Annotated in this window: 17 protein-coding genes; 6 read left to right on the forward strand and 11 right to left on the reverse strand. The window is 55.2% G+C overall.

Annotated elements, in window-relative coordinates:
* Positions 1 to 304 precede the first annotated feature (304 nt).
* The gene (locus LJE94_12575; protein ID MCG6910945.1) at positions 305 to 922 is read left to right on the forward strand and encodes a class IV adenylate cyclase; all 618 of its coding nucleotides are present in this window, start codon (positions 305 to 307) and stop codon (positions 920 to 922) included.
* A 31-nt stretch (positions 923 to 953) separates the two neighbouring features.
* Here LJE94_12575 and LJE94_12580 read toward each other — a convergent pair whose 3' ends face one another.
* From LJE94_12580 to tolQ, 11 genes are all read right to left on the reverse strand, one after another.
* Positions 954 to 1283: a polymer-forming cytoskeletal protein gene (locus tag LJE94_12580; GenBank protein MCG6910946.1), complete on the reverse strand. Its 330-nt coding sequence runs from the start codon at positions 1281 to 1283 to the stop codon at positions 954 to 956.
* 56 nt (positions 1284 to 1339) lie between these two features.
* Entirely contained in the window at positions 1340 to 2215 is an 876-nt protein-coding gene (locus LJE94_12585; protein MCG6910947.1) for a hypothetical protein, read from the reverse strand.
* 59 nt (positions 2216 to 2274) lie between these two features.
* Positions 2275 to 3345 carry a Holliday junction branch migration DNA helicase RuvB gene (gene ruvB, locus LJE94_12590; protein ID MCG6910948.1) on the reverse strand — a complete coding sequence of 357 codons (1071 nt, stop codon included), beginning with the start codon at positions 3343 to 3345 and terminating at the stop codon, positions 2275 to 2277.
* 18 nt (positions 3346 to 3363) lie between these two features.
* The gene (locus LJE94_12595) at positions 3364 to 3981 is read right to left on the reverse strand and encodes a Holliday junction DNA helicase RuvA (protein MCG6910949.1); all 618 of its coding nucleotides are present in this window, start codon (positions 3979 to 3981) and stop codon (positions 3364 to 3366) included.
* A 124-nt stretch (positions 3982 to 4105) separates the two neighbouring features.
* On the reverse strand, positions 4106 to 4585 hold the full coding sequence (locus LJE94_12600; GenBank protein ID MCG6910950.1) for a crossover junction endodeoxyribonuclease RuvC: 480 nt from the start codon (positions 4583 to 4585) through the stop codon (positions 4106 to 4108).
* Between the two features lie 185 nt (positions 4586 to 4770).
* Complete coding sequence (gene ybgF / locus LJE94_12605; GenBank protein ID MCG6910951.1) at positions 4771 to 5694, reverse strand: tol-pal system protein YbgF; 924 nt, start codon at positions 5692 to 5694, stop codon at positions 4771 to 4773.
* Between the two features lie 121 nt (positions 5695 to 5815).
* On the reverse strand, positions 5816 to 6442 hold the full coding sequence (gene pal, locus LJE94_12610; protein ID MCG6910952.1) for a peptidoglycan-associated lipoprotein Pal: 627 nt from the start codon (positions 6440 to 6442) through the stop codon (positions 5816 to 5818).
* Positions 6443 to 6476: 34 nt separating this feature from the next.
* Entirely contained in the window at positions 6477 to 7808 is a 1332-nt protein-coding gene (gene tolB / locus LJE94_12615) for a Tol-Pal system beta propeller repeat protein TolB (protein ID MCG6910953.1), read from the reverse strand.
* A gap of 10 nt (positions 7809 to 7818) precedes the next feature.
* Positions 7819 to 8730 carry a TonB family protein gene (locus LJE94_12620; protein MCG6910954.1) on the reverse strand — a complete coding sequence of 304 codons (912 nt, stop codon included), beginning with the start codon at positions 8728 to 8730 and terminating at the stop codon, positions 7819 to 7821.
* Positions 8717 to 9142 (reverse strand): protein TolR, encoded by a 426-nt coding sequence (tolR, locus tag LJE94_12625; protein MCG6910955.1) that lies wholly within the window; start codon positions 9140 to 9142, stop codon positions 8717 to 8719. Before tolR ends, LJE94_12620 begins: the two co-directional genes overlap by 14 nt.
* Complete coding sequence (gene tolQ, locus LJE94_12630; GenBank protein ID MCG6910956.1) at positions 9123 to 9863, reverse strand: protein TolQ; 741 nt, start codon at positions 9861 to 9863, stop codon at positions 9123 to 9125. The genes tolR and tolQ overlap by 20 nt, the downstream gene beginning before the upstream one ends.
* Positions 9864 to 10058: 195 nt before the next feature.
* On the opposite strand from tolQ, the gene LJE94_12635 reads away from it, so the two are divergent.
* The 5 genes from LJE94_12635 (at position 10059) to LJE94_12655 (ending at position 15275) form a co-directional block, all read left to right on the forward strand.
* A complete protein-coding gene (locus LJE94_12635) occupies positions 10059 to 10628 on the forward strand; it encodes an HD domain-containing protein (GenBank protein ID MCG6910957.1) in 570 nt (189 codons plus the stop codon).
* Positions 10629 to 10853: 225 nt separating this feature from the next.
* Positions 10854 to 11495 (forward strand): succinate dehydrogenase cytochrome b subunit, encoded by a 642-nt coding sequence (locus tag LJE94_12640; GenBank protein ID MCG6910958.1) that lies wholly within the window; start codon positions 10854 to 10856, stop codon positions 11493 to 11495.
* Positions 11496 to 11507: 12 nt separating this feature from the next.
* Positions 11508 to 13421 carry a fumarate reductase/succinate dehydrogenase flavoprotein subunit gene (locus tag LJE94_12645; GenBank protein MCG6910959.1) on the forward strand — a complete coding sequence of 638 codons (1914 nt, stop codon included), beginning with the start codon at positions 11508 to 11510 and terminating at the stop codon, positions 13419 to 13421.
* Positions 13418 to 14182, forward strand: coding sequence for a succinate dehydrogenase/fumarate reductase iron-sulfur subunit (locus LJE94_12650; GenBank protein ID MCG6910960.1), 765 nt, complete (start codon positions 13418 to 13420; stop codon positions 14180 to 14182). The genes LJE94_12645 and LJE94_12650 overlap by 4 nt, the downstream gene beginning before the upstream one ends.
* Before the next feature lies 1 nt (position 14183).
* A complete protein-coding gene (locus tag LJE94_12655) occupies positions 14184 to 15275 on the forward strand; it encodes a mechanosensitive ion channel family protein (protein MCG6910961.1) in 1092 nt (363 codons plus the stop codon).
* The last annotated feature ends 46 nt before the right edge of the window (positions 15276 to 15321 follow it).

The following is a 15321-nucleotide window of genomic DNA, read 5'->3' on the forward strand; positions in this document are numbered from 1 at the left end:
CTGATAAAAGAATCCGTGTATTTAAATAATATTTCCCGGCCTGTCAAGGGTTTTTTTCGGTTATATTCCGGGATGAATGGTGCAAACCGTGAAAGGTAAAACGAGCAGCCCGCCTCACGTCTAACGTCATAGAATTCCCATAACTGTGAGGCGTGTATTTCATACACCTTAACCCAGCGGCGCAAGGCCCAAGGCGTATGGCGCAAGGAAGTTTCAGGGCATCGTTCTTTGTGGGTTCTTCGCCTTGAGCCCTACGCCTTACGCCTTATTGACACCCTCCAGGCTTTATAATATTCACGGTAATATGGGTACCCTCGAAATCGAAGTCAAATTCTTTTTGCCGCATCCTGAAATCTCACGCAAGCTCCTGGCGCGAAACGGCGCCGAGTCCCGCGGCCGTTTTTTCGAGCACAACATCTGTTTCGAAAATGCGGCCGGCGACCTTCGTCGAAACGAATCGCTCTTGAGACTTCGAAAAGACGACATCACAACGCTTACATACAAAGCGAAACCAGCGTTTACCGACAACGATTTCAAGGTATTGACCGAACACGAGGTGGAAGTCAGCGACGTTGACACCATGCTGGACATTCTTCGCGCCCTGGGATTTTACCCCGAGCAAGTGTATGAAAAATATCGCGAATCCTTCGCCCTGGCTTCTTCGACCGTGTGCCTGGACAGCATGCCGTTCGGAGATTTTCTCGAAATCGAGGGCCCCAGGGAGGACATCCGGAAGCTGGCCGGGCAGTTGGAGATGCATTGGTCACGCCGTATTCTCCTCAATTACCGGGCCATGTTCGACGTCATCAGAGAGGCGTTGGATCTTCCGTTCACAGATATAACCTTCGACAATTTCAAAGGTGTGGCATTGGATATCGAGGCTTTTTTGCCCGGCTTCGAAGCCGGCCAAAAGCAGATGTAGAAGATGCATAGCGCCGTCGGGTGGGTCAACATCAAGGTTGGGGGCATGCCACCTCGCCGTTCAACACCCCCCCGGCCTCCACCGTCAAATCCCTGCATGATATGTTGCCCCGGCAACGGCCGGTGGGCAGGATGACCAGCTTCTGCGTGACCCTCAGGGTGCCGTCGAATTGACCGCCGATGGTGATGATCGATACGGTGGCATCCGCGTGAACGGCGCCATCTTCGGCAATAATCACCTCATCCCCGTTGAGGTTTCCCTTGACGGCTCCTTTGACGACCAATTGGCCGCTGCAAGACACGGATCCCTCCACGGTCAATCCCCTGTCGATAATGGAAATGCTTTTGGATTTATTTTTCAATACCTTCTCCTGATATGGCACGACAGCCGCGTTTACCGAAAAATGCGCAGCATTTTTCAAGGGCATATCTCCGTCTGCGCGTCCAGGGAATAATCCCTTTCCATGAGCAATGCGCCTTCCTCGGTATAGGTATAGATGGTAGCGCTGTGCAAAGGCCCCTTTAGCTTGGATTCCGCAACCCTGTAATTCAGCGTGCGAAAATTGTAAATACGAAACCGCTTCCCGCTTTCACCCGATGGCCTCAAGTCGTGAAGGGGAACGTTCGGCAGCACGATCCAGTCTTCAGGGTTCATGTCATTGTTCTTCAGAACGATCACCGAGCGTCCGGTTACCCGCGTATGCTTCGGCCCCACGTTGACTACCTTGTAAGCGACCCGAATAAATTCGGCGTGGGGATCACGGCAAACCACCAGGTCGCGGTTGGCGATGGTGACCGGCGGTGGGGGCGTTGGATCGATTTCCGGGTCTGCCGCCTGTTCGGCCTTCTCCGTGGACGTTGGCGGCGTGGATTGTTTTTCGGCGGTGCTTTCGGCCGGGCCGGCATTCTCTCCGGCGATCCCCCCTGCTTCGGCGGTCGCCGGAGAAGCGGCTTTTTCCTTATTGGGCGCGTCCCCGCCCTGCAGGGCTTTGAGCCTGGATTCGAGGATGACCTGCCGCGCCAGCATCTGCTCCTTCTCCCTTTTGAGGCTCTCGTTCTGCGCTTCCAGAGCCGCCGTGCCCCGCTCCAGGGCCCTGATCTCCTCCAGGCGATGCCAATTTTGATGCTGAAGAAAAAAGAGGGTCACCGCCAGGGCGATCAGCACGCATAAAGACCCGGCCACCACCCCTTTGAAATGCCTGACGGTGAACACCTTCCCGTCTTCCCCGATGAACATGATATTCCATTTTTTTCTTTTGTAGCCGGCCCTGTCGGCTCCTGATGACTTGTTCATGCTGGGTATTCTATTTGGCTTTCGATTAGCGGGGTTCCTACCCCCCTGTAGCGGGCGGATTAAAAAAGCGTTTCCTGCACTGCGATTCCCAGATGCTTGTAAGCGGCCGCCGACGTCTTTCGCCCGGATGCCGTCCGCACGACAAGCCCCGTTTTCAAAAGGTATGGCTCGACAACGTCAACCAGGGTGTCGGTCTCCTCCTGAAGCGTTGCCGCAATCGCATCGATGCCCACAGGCCCGCCCTTGTAGTATTCGATTATTGTCCGCAGGTATTTGCGATCCAAACGGGTCAACCCCATCACATCCACGCCTTCCAGCGAGAGTGCGGCCTCGACAATATCCCCGGCAATGAAGCCGTCGCCTTTTACCTGGGCGTAATCCCTGACGCGCTTGAGCAGGCGGTTGACGATCCTGGGGGTTCCCCGGGAACGCCTGGACAACTCGGCTGCAGCGGGATCGTCAATGCCGATGTCCAGCAATCTGGCCGAGCGTGTCGCGATTTTCACCAGCTCCGGCTCCGCGTAAAAATCGAGATTCCGCAACAGTCCAAACCGGTCCCGCAGGGGCGACGACAGCAATCCGACCCTCGTCGTGGCCCCCACCAAGGTAAACCGGTTGAGTCGATACCGGTGACTCCTGGCATGAATGCCCTTGTCGAACACGAAATCCACGGCAAAATCTTCCATGGCCGGGTAGAGGAATTCCTCCACGGCTTTGGGTATGCGGTGGATTTCATCCACGAACAGGATGTCGCCCTCCTCCAGGTGCGTCAGCATGCCGATGAGATCGCCGCCCTTCTCCAGCGCCGGGCCCGAAGTCGTGGTCAGGCGGCTGCCCATCTCGTTGGCGATGATATGTGCCAGGGTCGTTTTGCCCAATCCCGGCGGACCGTGAAACAGGACATGATCCATGGTTTCCTGTCGTTTATGGGCCGCCTCGATCGCGATGTGCAGCGTGTCCACGACCTCTGTTTGGCCGATGTACTCGGACAGGCTTTCAGGCCTCAGGGAAAGGATTTCCGTTTCCTCGTCGGACGGCAGCCGTGATCCGGACACGATCTCCCGGTCCACCAAACCGCTTTTGAATTCCTCTGGCTGGCCGCCGGAATCAGCTGGTTGTTTTTCCGACATTATCGATACCTTTACTCCTTACATCCCCCGCTGCACCCGGTACACCTCTTCGAACAGCTCTTCCGGGGTTGTGATGGCGCGGTTGTTTTGTATGGCTCGGTTCACCAGTTGCCGGGCCTCCGTCAATTTATGCCCCAGCTGCCTGACCAGCACGTCGATCACCTGTCGTTCCACCTCTTCGGTTACCGCCGGTTCTCGTTCTGCCGCCTCCCGCACCAGGGCGAACCTGCCCATCTTGCCCTTGAGGGTGGCGATGATTTTCTGGGCCGTCCGGTTCCCGATCCCTTTCATGGTCTTTAATTTGTCGACATCACCCGCTTCTATGTAAGCGGCGACATCGCCAATAGGCTGCGTCAGGGCTCTGGCCGCTTTGAGGGGACCGATGGCCTCAACAGATATAAACAACTGGAAAAACGCTTTTTCGAGTTCATGGTTGAACCCGATCAGCACCGGTTTGGGTTGCCGCTCCGTCTGCTGGTAGTAAATATGGAGCGACACCTCCTCGCCGATCTGCTTACCGCTGAAGGCGTTCATGACGAATACCGGCAGGAGGACTTCGTACCCCACCTGGTTCGCCAGCAAAAGAATGCCATCCCCCTCCCTGCTGAGCAGCTTTCCTTCCAGATAGCCTATCATCGCAACCGATTACTCCATTTACAGATATAAACGCTACATTCCAATATCAAAAGCTGTGTTGATGGTGTTTGTTGTGTTCTTTGTGTTTGTTGCGTGACCCGCCAACCCAACAGACCCGCTAACCCTAGTGTCGATACCGATACAACCCCACCAGCGCCAGACCCAGCGCGTCCGAGGCGTGGTCGGGCCGGATAGGCTCCGTGAGCTTCAGCTTTCTCCTGACGGCCTGCTCCAATTGTGACTTCCCGGCATTGCCGTTTCCGGTCAGAATCTTTTTGACTTCGCGGACGGACACTTCGGATACAGGCACACCGCACTGACAGCCTGCCAGCAGGATGACTCCGGTCACTTTTCCCAGCGTGATACCCGATTTCGGATATTGGCTGAGCGAAAAGATGTCCTCGACTACCATTTGGTCTGGTTTTTCATCGTTGAGGATGGAATGCAGCCTGGTGTAAATTCTCGTGAGACGACCCGGCAGGGATGACCCTTTGGACGTTCTGACCGTTCCATACGCGTATGCCTTCACCTTCAACCCTTCTCCGGAGACGATCCCTATTCCTGTATCAGACAACCCTGGGTCTATGCCGATGATTTTGATCATGCAGGACTGAACACCCCCGGTAAGAAATTTGTCTCCCCGGCCCTGAGGTTGCAGAGGCCTGAGGAGACCAGCGTCAAGGCGTCCGAGATAATCAGCGATCTCCGGCAAAGCCGATCGCTTGTGAAGGGAGTTGCCATGTCGTTTATGCAACGTTTAGGTCTACGCGAACACAGGAAGTATGAAGGTCAGGGAATTTCCTTCAGTTTCTGGACAGCGATCTTCCCCTCGTTGGTCTGGGGATATTTTTTGGCCAACTCTTTCAGAATCAGCCGCGCATTGGCTTTGTCCCCCAGTGAGAGGAAAGCGAATCCCTGTTTCAGTAGGGCCGCCGGCACTTTGTTCCCTTTGGGGTAGTTCTCGATAACTTTTTGATACTCGAGAATGGCCTTTTCATACCACTTCTCGCGGTAGTAAATCTCGCCGATCCAGAATTGCGCATTGTCGGCGTCTTGGGACTTGGGAAACTCCTTTATAATCTTTGCGAACCCGGCCCCGGCAGTCTCGAAATCACCCTGGTCGAAGGACTGCTTGGAGGAGGCATACAGATCGTCGGCCGACAGTTTTTTTTCACCGCCACCGGTTTCAGGGGGCAGCCGGCTTCCGACCGTTTCCTCCTTCAGGTTCAAATACTGTTCTATATATTGGACACGCGTTTCCAGCTTGCCGAGGTCCTGTGCCATTTTTTCGATCTTGGTCTGGATGTTCCTGCCGAGTTGTTCATTGGTGTCCAGCCGCTGGTTGAACGTGAATGACGTTTCATCGAGGTTGCCGCGAACGGCCTGGAGGTCGTCCCTGAGCTCGACGATGTTCGCATTGATGCCGGCATACTGGGCCCTCAGCTTCTGATTCTCCTGTTCATGCTTTGAATCGCTTTTCGAAATCTCTTCCTGAAGGGCGGCATTGTCCCGCTCCAAAGCTTTACTGCTGCGTCGATCCTGCGCGAGCATCGCATCATAATCGTCTTCAAGCTTACTGGTCTTCCGGTCCAGTTCATGGCCCAGCTTTTCCATCCTGGCCAAGCGCTGGTCCAGTATAATGACGTCATCCTGGTGGGCACACCCCCAAACGACGATCAGACAAACAGCGGTGAAAAAGAGTCTCTTCGGCATAGGTCTCCTATGGTTCTCTCAATTGCAAAAAGGGCAAGCAGCGGCCGCGCCACTGCTTGCCCACATGGATTGAAAACCACATCAGAAACGTTAATCAATTCAATTTGTTGTACAATCCAGTTTACTCGACCACGAAGTGTGCGCGGCGGTTCTTGGCCCAGGCTTCCGGATTGTGACCCGGATCGACCGGGCGCTCTTCGCCGTAGCTGATCGTCGTCAGACGCGTGGCGTCGATCCCCATGTCGACCAGGAATGCCTTGGCGCTCTCCGCCCGCCTGTCCCCCAGGGCGATATTGTAGGCTTCGGTGCCCCTTTCATCGCAGTGACCTTCGATAATGATCGACATGTCGACATTCTCGAAAAGCCAGTCCGCTTTGCGTTTGAGCACTTCCTGTGCCATGGACTGCAGGGCGGAACTGTCGAAATCGAAATAGATGTCTTCGTTTTCAAACATCTGTTTCGCCGCGGCCATATCCTGCTCCATCTCCATTTCCTTGGCAGCAGCTTCGGCCTCGCGCTGTTCTTCCAAATCTTCTTCGGCTGCCATTTCCCACTGCCTGGCGGCTTCTTCCTGGGCGGCTTGTTCTTCGGCCATCCGGGCTGCGGTATCCACTTCGGGCTCTGCGGCTTCAACTGCCTCTTCCGTGGACGGCTCCGCCTGGGTAACCTTCTTGGCGCAGGAAACCGTAAACATCAAGCCTGGAACCACCATCAGCAGTGCAAGCAATATCCATCTATTTTTCCGCATTTTTCCCTCCTTTTCTAACTTCCTATTGAAAAATTCACTGATTGGTTATGTTTGGAGACCATTTCGGACTCGTCTGTGCCCCCGGCAAGGAAATCAGGCGTCTCTGATCCGTCCCGAAAGCCGTCATAATATAAACTTTGGAGATCCCCTCCCGATTCGAGGAAAAAGCGATCAAGCTGCCGTCCGGTGACCAGCACGGTGCCTCATTGTCCCCCTGCCCTTCCGTCAACCGGCGCAACCCTTTGCCGTCGACGCCGATGGTGTAAATGTCGATAGACCCCGGCACCATTGCCGAAAAGGCTATCCGGTCTCCCTTGGGGGACCAGTTGGGCTGGGTGTTGTATCTCCCCTCGTAGGTCAACCGCCTGACCCGCCCCGACCCCATGTTCTTTACGTAAACCTGGGGAGTTCCGGATCGCTTGGAGACAAAGGCCATTTCGCTGCCGTCCGGTGACCAGGTTGGCTCTACGTCTATGCCCCTGCTTTGAGTCAACCTTTTAATAATTTTCCCCCTTCCGGTCAACAGATAAATTTCCTGGTCGCCCGAAAAAGAAAGGGTTGCCGCAAGTTCGAATTTTCCAGGCACCCAGGCAGGCGTTATCTGTATCCCCTTTTTGCTGACGATTGTTACGTATTTTTCCTTTATATTCCGTATATATAGATCCGGCCCGCCTCCTGCGTAAGACGTGTAGGCCATCCACTTTCCATCCGAAGACCAGGCTGGAAACAGCGAAATGTCGTTGTTGTTCGTAAACTGCCGGGGGTTGTATCCGTCGAATTCCGCAATGTAGATCTCCTTTTTGCCGTTGCTGGCACTTACGAAAGCGATCCGGCTGTCGAAAACGCCCCGGTTTCCGGTCAGGTTGAGCATCACTTCACTGCAGAACCGGTTGATCATCTGGCGTTGATTGCCCCTGTTGCCTTTGTAGCGTTTTCCGATGATCATCTTTTCCTGAAAGGTGTCGAAAAGTCTCAGCTCCAGCTCGATGCTTTCCCCCTCGGAAGCGACGCCGCCGGTAATCAAAAGCTCCGAACCGATGGCTGTCCAGTTGTGGAATTTGATGCGGCTGGCCACGATGTTGGGGTTCTCCGGGTCCGCCAGGAACGCCCCCCGGTCAAGCATCTCGAAATACCCTGTAAACGCGAGCGTGTCCGCTACACGGTCACTGAGTTCAACGGCAAGGGTCCCGGCGGCCTGGTTACCCGACAAATTCTTGAAGCGGGGAACAGCCGTGGGTATTTTTCGCAGAAACGGGTTGCTGATGTCGATATATTCGTACTCTTCGGCGCCGGCCGCCGGATTCAACATCAGCAGCCCGGCCAGGCAAACGATGGCCACGAGTCTAACCAAATAAAAACGATTCATAGGCATTCAGCTACTTGATTCCCTCCGGTGTAAACCGCAGCCCCATCTGCACATAAGGCCTTATTATTCCCGGAGGATGCGGATCAACGGGGTTGGATTTCATGATCGCCCGATAGGCGGATTCGTCAAAATTGTTGTTGCCGGACCGGTCGGTAAAAAACACGTCGCGAATTTCACCGTTGGGCATGACCTTGAACACCAGCATGGTCTGCAGGTCGTTTCTTCCTTCGGCCAGCTGGTCGGGAAAGGCCCAATTTTTTTGGATCTCGTAAGCAATTTCGACCCTGTATATATCGATCAGTTCGCCGACCCGTTCCCCCCCCCCTTCGGTTCCCTGCCCGGTGGCGGCACCGGTCTGTTCGGGCGACGTTTCTTCGGTTTGAGGGCGCCTTTCGTGCTCCTGTTCTTCGACCTTGGCCTTTATCCGGTCCAGGGCGGACGTGATGCGCTCGGACGACTCCTTTTCGACCTTTTTCTCTATATCCTCAAGGACGTTTTTCTTGACCTTGGAAGGCTTGAACGTCTTTTTCTTCAGTGAAATTTTCGCTTTGCCGGAAGTCGACACGACGGGCTTTTTCTTCACCGGCTTGGCGGCAACCGCAACCGCTTTCTTGCGGGTCTCCTTTTTTTTGGATGCTTTCTCTTTAGGAGCCGTATCCTTTTTCACGGCGGCAGAGGCCGGATGCACGGTTTTTGCAACCGGGCTCGCCACCAGGCTGACGCTGATCGCCGACATCCTCGCCGGTCTTTTGGGCTGGTATTTCTGGGTAGCCATCAGCCCGCCGAAAACAGCCAGGTGACAGATGCACGAAATGACGAACGCCCAGGTGACAAACCGCCTTTCACCGGCCATCTCCGTGATCAGGAGGCTCCTCGGCGCCCCTGTATCGCTGTTGGCATTCGGCCCTTTACTTCTTCTCATCCCTGGTATCGTCATCCGGCACGGTGATCATGCCCAATTTTTCAACCCCTGCCCCCTTGATCTCCGACATCACGTAAACAACCGTGCCGTAGGATATGGTCTTATCGGCCTTCAGATAGACGTCCCGGTCGGTTCTGCCCTTCAGGATCTTTACCAGCTTCTCGTTTAAGTTATCCGCGTCAACCTTGAAATCGTTGATATAAACCTGATTGTTTTTGTCGATTGAGACAATGAGTTGTTCCGTTTCCGTGGCGATCGGCTTGGCGGTTGCCTCGGGCAAAGCGACCTCCACTCCCTGAATCATCATGGGCGCCGTCACCATGAAGATGATCAATAGGACCAGCATGACGTCAACCATGGGCGTCACGTTGATCTCCGACATCAGACGGTCGTCATTTCCTCCGATTGCCATCCAATCTCCTCCTTTCAACCATCATGATGTCCCGTTCGACTATATTCAGAAAGTCCGCCGAAAAACTGTGCAGCTCCGATTCCAGGGTCTTTATCTTCTGCATGAAATAGTTGAAGGCGATAACCGCCGGAATGGCCACCGCCAGACCGGCTGCCGTGGCCACCAGCGCCTCCGAGATACCGGGTGCGACAACGGCCAAGCTTGCGGATCCCCGGGCGCCGATGCCATGAAAGGAGTTCATGATGCCCCAAACCGTGCCGAACAGTCCGATAAAAGGGGTCGTATTGCCCGTTGTCGCCAGAAAAGGCACCATCTGTGTCATGCGGGTGGTTTCCGTATTGATCGCCCGGCGCAGGGCGCGTTTGATATTGTCAAGGCCCGCAAACCGACCGACCATGGTGTTCTGGCCTTCGGCCTGCCCTCCCCCGACCGCCATACCGGAGCGGCTGATTTTTCTCAATTCCACGTATCCGATGCGGAATATCCTGGCAATGGGGCTGCCCTGCAGTTCCTTGGCCTCTTTATAGGCATTGGACAGGTCCCTGCTCTTCCAGAAAAGATCGGTAAAAAGGGCCGATTCATGATAGGCCCGCTTGATATACCGGAATTTTATGACGATGATGGCCCACGATGTAACCGAAAAAAACAGCAGTAGAAGAAGCACAAACTGAACCATCAACCCTGCATTGCTGATCATGTTGACTAAATTAATCTGCTGCATTATCTAATTGCTCCGATCCTGACAGGTCACCTAATTAGTGTTAATTAAAAATAATTATCATAAATCTAGAACTAATACAAACCCGACCATCATGTCAAGACGTTTGGATTTCACATTAAACGAATTAACATAACTTTTACCTAATCCGGAGATCGAAACACCATAACCGTAAACCCTTCAAAAACAGGAGCGCGCATGAAGTCCATCATCAACCTGCTTTTTACCGCCAGGCACCTCAAAGACACCCCCCGGACCGGATACAATTATCTGGGGGTGGGAAAAGAATCGGTTGCCGAACACACCTTTACCACAACCTTCATTGCCCACGTGATGTCCTGCCTGGAGCCGGAGGCGGACGCCCTGCGCCTGCTGCATCTCTGTATCGTCCACGACCTGCCGGAATCCAGAATCGGCGATCTCAACGCCGTACAGAAAAAACATGTCACGGCCGATGAGGACGGGGCCGCGCAGGCGATCGCCGAAGGCACGCCGTTGAGCCGGTCCCTGCCGGAAATGATCCGGGAATTCAACGAGGGCCGCTCTATGGAAGCCATGCTTGCCAGGGATGCCGATCAGATCTCGTTTCTGCTCGAGTTGAAGAATCTCGCCGACCTGGGATTCAGCCCCCCGGAGAAATGGATCCCCTATCTCGTGGACAGGCTGCAGACGGATACAGGCAGAAAGCTGGCCGCCGGCATCCTGCAAATTGAACGGGACGACTGGTGGTTGAAAAATTATATTGACACGGATAAGGGAACTGAATAGTTAATTTAGTTTGGCGCAATTTTCATGTTCCATCACTCGTATGGAAGCATGGAAAGATCCACCAAACAACATCCTAAGCTGAACGTTTCAAATTTTTTGTATTCATAAAATTTTTTACGCATTAGAAACATGCCTCAGCACGCATAGCGTTTAATTTCGCATGATTGGGAAAAGGAATGCCGATCTCTAAAGCGGCTGACTGTTTCTGGTGAAACGGAGGAACCTATGCAATGGATTGTTAACTTTTTCGGCTCATCCGTCGGCAAAAAATTGATGATGGCCCTGACAGGCTTCTGTTTCGTCGGGTTTCTGACCGGCCACCTGGTGGGCAACCTGACGCTCTACGGGGGCCGGGATGCCTTCAACGCGTATGCCGACCACCTGCATGCGCTGGGGCCGCTCATCAACCTGGTTGAACTGGTTCTTTTGACCATGGCCGTCGTTCATGTGCTCACGGGCCTGTTGCTTTACCTTCAAAACCTGAAGGCGAGGCCGGTACGGTACGTGGTGAACAAAAACGCCGGCGGGCGCACCATCAGTTCCAGCCTGATGCCCTACACCGGTTTTATCATTTTGATGTTTCTCATCTTTCACCTGCTCCAGTTTCATTTTGTCGACAAAACCTACACCACCATATACGACATTGTATCCATGGCTTTTGCCAGCGTGCTGAATGTGTCGGCTTACATCGCCGCCATGGTCGTGGTCGCCCTGCATATCAAGCACGGGTTCTGGAGTCTTTTTCAAACGCTGGGTGCAAACCACCCCAAATACATGCCGATCATCATGGGTGCCAGCCTGGTGTTCAGCCTCATTTTCGGCATCGGTTTCGGATTTCTCCCGGTTTACGTTTCTTTTTCGGGATAAGGAGGAAATTTCATGCAGCTAAACGCCAACATCCCCGGGGGGCCGCTCACACAAAAATGGGACCGGCATCGCTTCGAACTGAAACTCGTCAACCCGGCCAATAAAAGAAAGTTCACCATCATCGTCGTCGGCACAGGACTGGCGGGCGGTTCCGCCGCGGCATCCCTGTCCGAACTCGGTTACAAGGTCAAATCCTTCTGCATTCAGGACACACCGCGCAGGGCGCACAGCATCGCCGCCCAGGGCGGTATCAACGCCGCCAAAAATTATCAGAACGAGGGGGACAGCATCTGGCGGCTTTTTTACGACACCGTCAAAGGCGGTGATTTCAGGTCAAGGGAGGCCAACGTATACCGTCTGGCCCAGATCAGCAACGAAATCATCGACCAGTGCGTGGCCCAGGGCGTTCCCTTTGCGCGGGATTACGGCGGGCTATTGGCCAACCGCTCTTTCGGCGGCGCCCAGGTTTCCAGAACTTTTTATGCACGCGGGCAGACCGGGCAGCAGCTCCTCCTGGGCGCCTACAGCGCCCTCATGCGCCAGGTGGCCAAGGGGGGGGTGACCATGTTCCCGCGGCGGGAAATGCTGGACCTGGTCGTCATCGACGGTCAGGCCAGGGGCATCGTCGCCCGCAACCTGATCACCGGTGAAACCGAAAGACACACGGCCGACGCCGTCGTCCTCTGCACCGGCGGATACGGCAACGTGTTTTTCCTTTCCACCAATGCCATGGCCAGCAATGTCACCGCGGCTTACCGTGCCTACAAAAAAGGCGCCATGTTCGCCAACCCCTGTTACACCCAGATCCACCCCACGTGCATTCCGGTGCATGGAACCTACCAGTCCAAGCTGACCCTGATGAGCGAAAGCCTCAGGAACGACGGACGCGTCTGGGTTCCCAGCAAACCGGGCGACACCCGCCGGGCGGGAGATATCCCCGAAGAGGAAAGGGATTACTATCTCGAAAACAAATATCCCAGCTTCGGCAACCTGGTGCCGCGAGACGTCGCTTCTCGAAATGCCAAGGAGCAGTGCGACAAAAACAAGGGGGTCGGCGACACCCGCCTGGCCGTCTACCTCGACTTCAAGGATGCCATCCAGCGCGACGGCCGGGATGTCATTGAAAAAAAATACGGCAATCTGTTTCAGATGTATGAAAAGATCACCGACGAGAATCCCTACGAGACGCCGATGATGATCTACCCGGCCGTGCACTACACCATGGGCGGCCTGTGGGTGGACTACAATCTGATGTCCACCATCCCGGGCCTGTTCGTCCTGGGTGAAGCCAATTTTTCCGACCACGGGGCCAACCGCCTGGGCGCAAGCGCGCTCATGCAGGGGTTGGCCGACGGCTACTTCGTCATCCCATACACCATCGGCGGATACCTGGCCGGGACACCGCTCAAACCCGTGAACACCGATCATTTCGAGTTTAAAAACGCCGACCTGGCCGTCAAGGAGTCGACACGCAAACTGCTCGACATCGGAGGCAGCCGGACCGTGGACGACTTTCATCGCGAACTGGGCATAATCCTGTGGAACCACTGCGGCATGGCCAGAAACAACGACGGCTTGACCAAGGCCCGCGGCATGATCCAAAACCTCCGCAAGGAATTCTGGAAAAACGTGACCGTTCCCGGCTCCGGCATGGATTTCAATCAGAGTCTCGAACGTGCCGGCCGGGTGGCCGATTTTCTGGAATTTTCCGAATTGATGGTCCAGGATGCCCTCGAGCGCCAGGAATCGTGCGGCGGTCATTTCAACGAAGCGTATCAGACGGATGAAAACGAGGCCCTCCGTGACGATGAAAATTTCTGCCACGTTTCGGCCTGGGAATACCGGGGAGACGACGAGGATGCGGTGATGCACAAGGAACCGCTTGTCTTTGAAAACGTCAAATTAACCCAAAGGAGCTACAAGTGACGAAAACAATCAACCTCACGCTGAAGATATGGCGCCAGACGAGTCCGGAAAGCAAGGGCCGCCTGGAAACCTATGTTGCCAACAACATATCGACGGACATGTCGTTCCTTGAAATGCTCGATGTCGTCAACGAGCAGCTGACCCTGGATGGGAAAGAACCCGTCGCCTTCGATTACGACTGCCGGGAAGGCATTTGCGGCCAGTGCGGCTGCGTGGTCAACGGACGCCCCCACGGGCCCGAAAGCGGAACCACGCTGTGCCAGCTCCACATGCGCCGCTTTGCGGACGGAGACACCCTTTTCATAGAGCCGTTTCGCGCCCGGGCCTTCAAAATCGTCAAAGACCTGGTCATCGACCGCAGCCCCCTTGACAAGATCATTCAGGCCGGTGGGTACATATCCGCCAACACCGGGGGATCCCAGGACGCCAACACCATTCTCATCTCCCAGGAAACCGCCGAAAGAGCCATGGATGCGGCGGCGTGCATCGGTTGCGGCGCCTGCGTGGCGGCCTGCCCCAATGCATCGGCCATGCTGTTCGTAAGCGCAAAAGTTTCTCATCTGGCGCTGCTGCCGCAGGGCCGCCCCGAAGCCGCCCAGCGTGTCCTTTCCATGCTCAGGGCCATGGACGACCTCTGTTTCGGCAACTGCTCCAATGAAAGGGAATGCGAAGCGGAATGCCCCAAGGAGATCTCCATCGTCAACATCGCACGTCTGAACCGGGAGTATCTGAAGGCCGGCATCGCTTCGACCGTTATGTAACATGGAAACCTGGCAGAACTTGCTCGACAACATCATCGGTGCCATGACCACGGCGGATGGCCGCCTTTCCGCCGCGGAGCAGGCCGTCGTGGCCGTCGCCGGGACCGTCCTCATCTGGTTTGCCATCAAGGTCCTGCTGGCCGTTGTCGCCAAAAAGGCCGGGCGGTTCGGTCTGTTCAAGGAAAACCGGCGGGTTTTCGAATCCATGCGCAAGGCGTTTCAGCGCCTGACGCTCCTCATCGCCGGGACCTACCTGATCAGGATCCTCGACCTGGCCTTTCTGGAAAGTGTTTTTCTGGCCCTGATGATCGTTCTGCTGGCGGGTCCCCTGACGACCTTTACCATTCTGCTGCTGCAGTACCTGGAAAAAAGGGTCGCCGACCGCACCGAAAACAAGATCGACGACATCCTTTTCGACCTGCTCAACAAGTTCGCCGGTGCCATTATCTATGTGACCGCCGCTATTCTGGCCCTGGACACCCTGGGAATCAATGTCATGCCCTTTGTCGCCGGCGCGGGTGTCCTGGGGGTGGCCCTGGGGTTCGCGGCCAAAGACACCCTCTCCAATCTCATCGCAGGCGTCCTGCTGATCATCGACCGGCCTTTCGAAGTGGGCGACCGGATAGAGGTGTGGCGTGCACCGGCCGGAAGCGCTTCGTGGGGGGACGTGATCGACATCGGGCTCAGGGCCACGAAAATCCGCACCACCGACAACATCGTCATCATCATCCCCAACAACGAAATCATGACCAGGGACATCGTCAACTACACCATCATCAACACCAAAATACGCGTGAGGATCAATGTCGGCATCGCCTACGATGCCGATCTGACCCTGGCAAAAGACACCGTCCTGCAGGTGGCCGCCGAGATCGACTGGATCGCCAAAGACCCCGCCCCCAAGGTGGTTGTGCGCAATTTCGGCGAATCCTCCGTGGAGCTGCAGCTGCGCGTCTGGATACCGGATGCCCGCCGACGGATGGACACCATATCCGAAGTCACCGACAGGATAAAGACACGCTTCGACGAAAAGGGGATCGAGATTCCCTACCCCAAACGGGACATCACCATAAAAAAGGAGGGTGATCAATGATACTCACCCTCCTTTTTTATGGTGATGTCCCGTTAATGTGAAAAGG

The organism is Deltaproteobacteria bacterium, from assembly GCA_022340465.1.
GTDB lineage: Bacteria > Desulfobacterota > Desulfobacteria > Desulfobacterales > B30-G6 > JAJDNW01.

What these genes read in the sequence shown, in the direction of transcription:
- LJE94_12600 (MCG6910950.1), bottom strand. Translation starts at nt 4,585, where the DNA reads ATGATCAAAATCATCGGCATAGACCCAGGGTTGTCTGATACAGGAATA.
- LJE94_12585 (MCG6910947.1), bottom strand. Translation starts at nt 2,215, where the DNA reads ATGAACAAGTCATCAGGAGCCGACAGGGCCGGCTACAAAAGAAAAAAA.
- tolQ (MCG6910956.1), bottom strand. Translation starts at nt 9,863, where the DNA reads ATGCAGCAGATTAATTTAGTCAACATGATCAGCAATGCAGGGTTGATG.
- tolR (MCG6910955.1), bottom strand. Translation starts at nt 9,142, where the DNA reads ATGGCAATCGGAGGAAATGACGACCGTCTGATGTCGGAGATCAACGTG.
- LJE94_12640 (MCG6910958.1), top strand. Translation starts at nt 10,854, where the DNA reads ATGCAATGGATTGTTAACTTTTTCGGCTCATCCGTCGGCAAAAAATTG.
- ybgF (MCG6910951.1), bottom strand. Translation starts at nt 5,694, where the DNA reads ATGCCGAAGAGACTCTTTTTCACCGCTGTTTGTCTGATCGTCGTTTGG.
- LJE94_12575 (MCG6910945.1), top strand. Translation starts at nt 305, where the DNA reads ATGGGTACCCTCGAAATCGAAGTCAAATTCTTTTTGCCGCATCCTGAA.
- ruvB (MCG6910948.1), bottom strand. Translation starts at nt 3,345, where the DNA reads ATGTCGGAAAAACAACCAGCTGATTCCGGCGGCCAGCCAGAGGAATTC.
- LJE94_12635 (MCG6910957.1), top strand. Translation starts at nt 10,059, where the DNA reads ATGAAGTCCATCATCAACCTGCTTTTTACCGCCAGGCACCTCAAAGAC.
- tolB (MCG6910953.1), bottom strand. Translation starts at nt 7,808, where the DNA reads ATGAATCGTTTTTATTTGGTTAGACTCGTGGCCATCGTTTGCCTGGCC.
- LJE94_12655 (MCG6910961.1), top strand. Translation starts at nt 14,184, where the DNA reads ATGGAAACCTGGCAGAACTTGCTCGACAACATCATCGGTGCCATGACC.
- LJE94_12595 (MCG6910949.1), bottom strand. Translation starts at nt 3,981, where the DNA reads ATGATAGGCTATCTGGAAGGAAAGCTGCTCAGCAGGGAGGGGGATGGC.
- LJE94_12645 (MCG6910959.1), top strand. Translation starts at nt 11,508, where the DNA reads ATGCAGCTAAACGCCAACATCCCCGGGGGGCCGCTCACACAAAAATGG.
- LJE94_12620 (MCG6910954.1), bottom strand. Translation starts at nt 8,730, where the DNA reads ATGAGAAGAAGTAAAGGGCCGAATGCCAACAGCGATACAGGGGCGCCG.
- pal (MCG6910952.1), bottom strand. Translation starts at nt 6,442, where the DNA reads ATGCGGAAAAATAGATGGATATTGCTTGCACTGCTGATGGTGGTTCCA.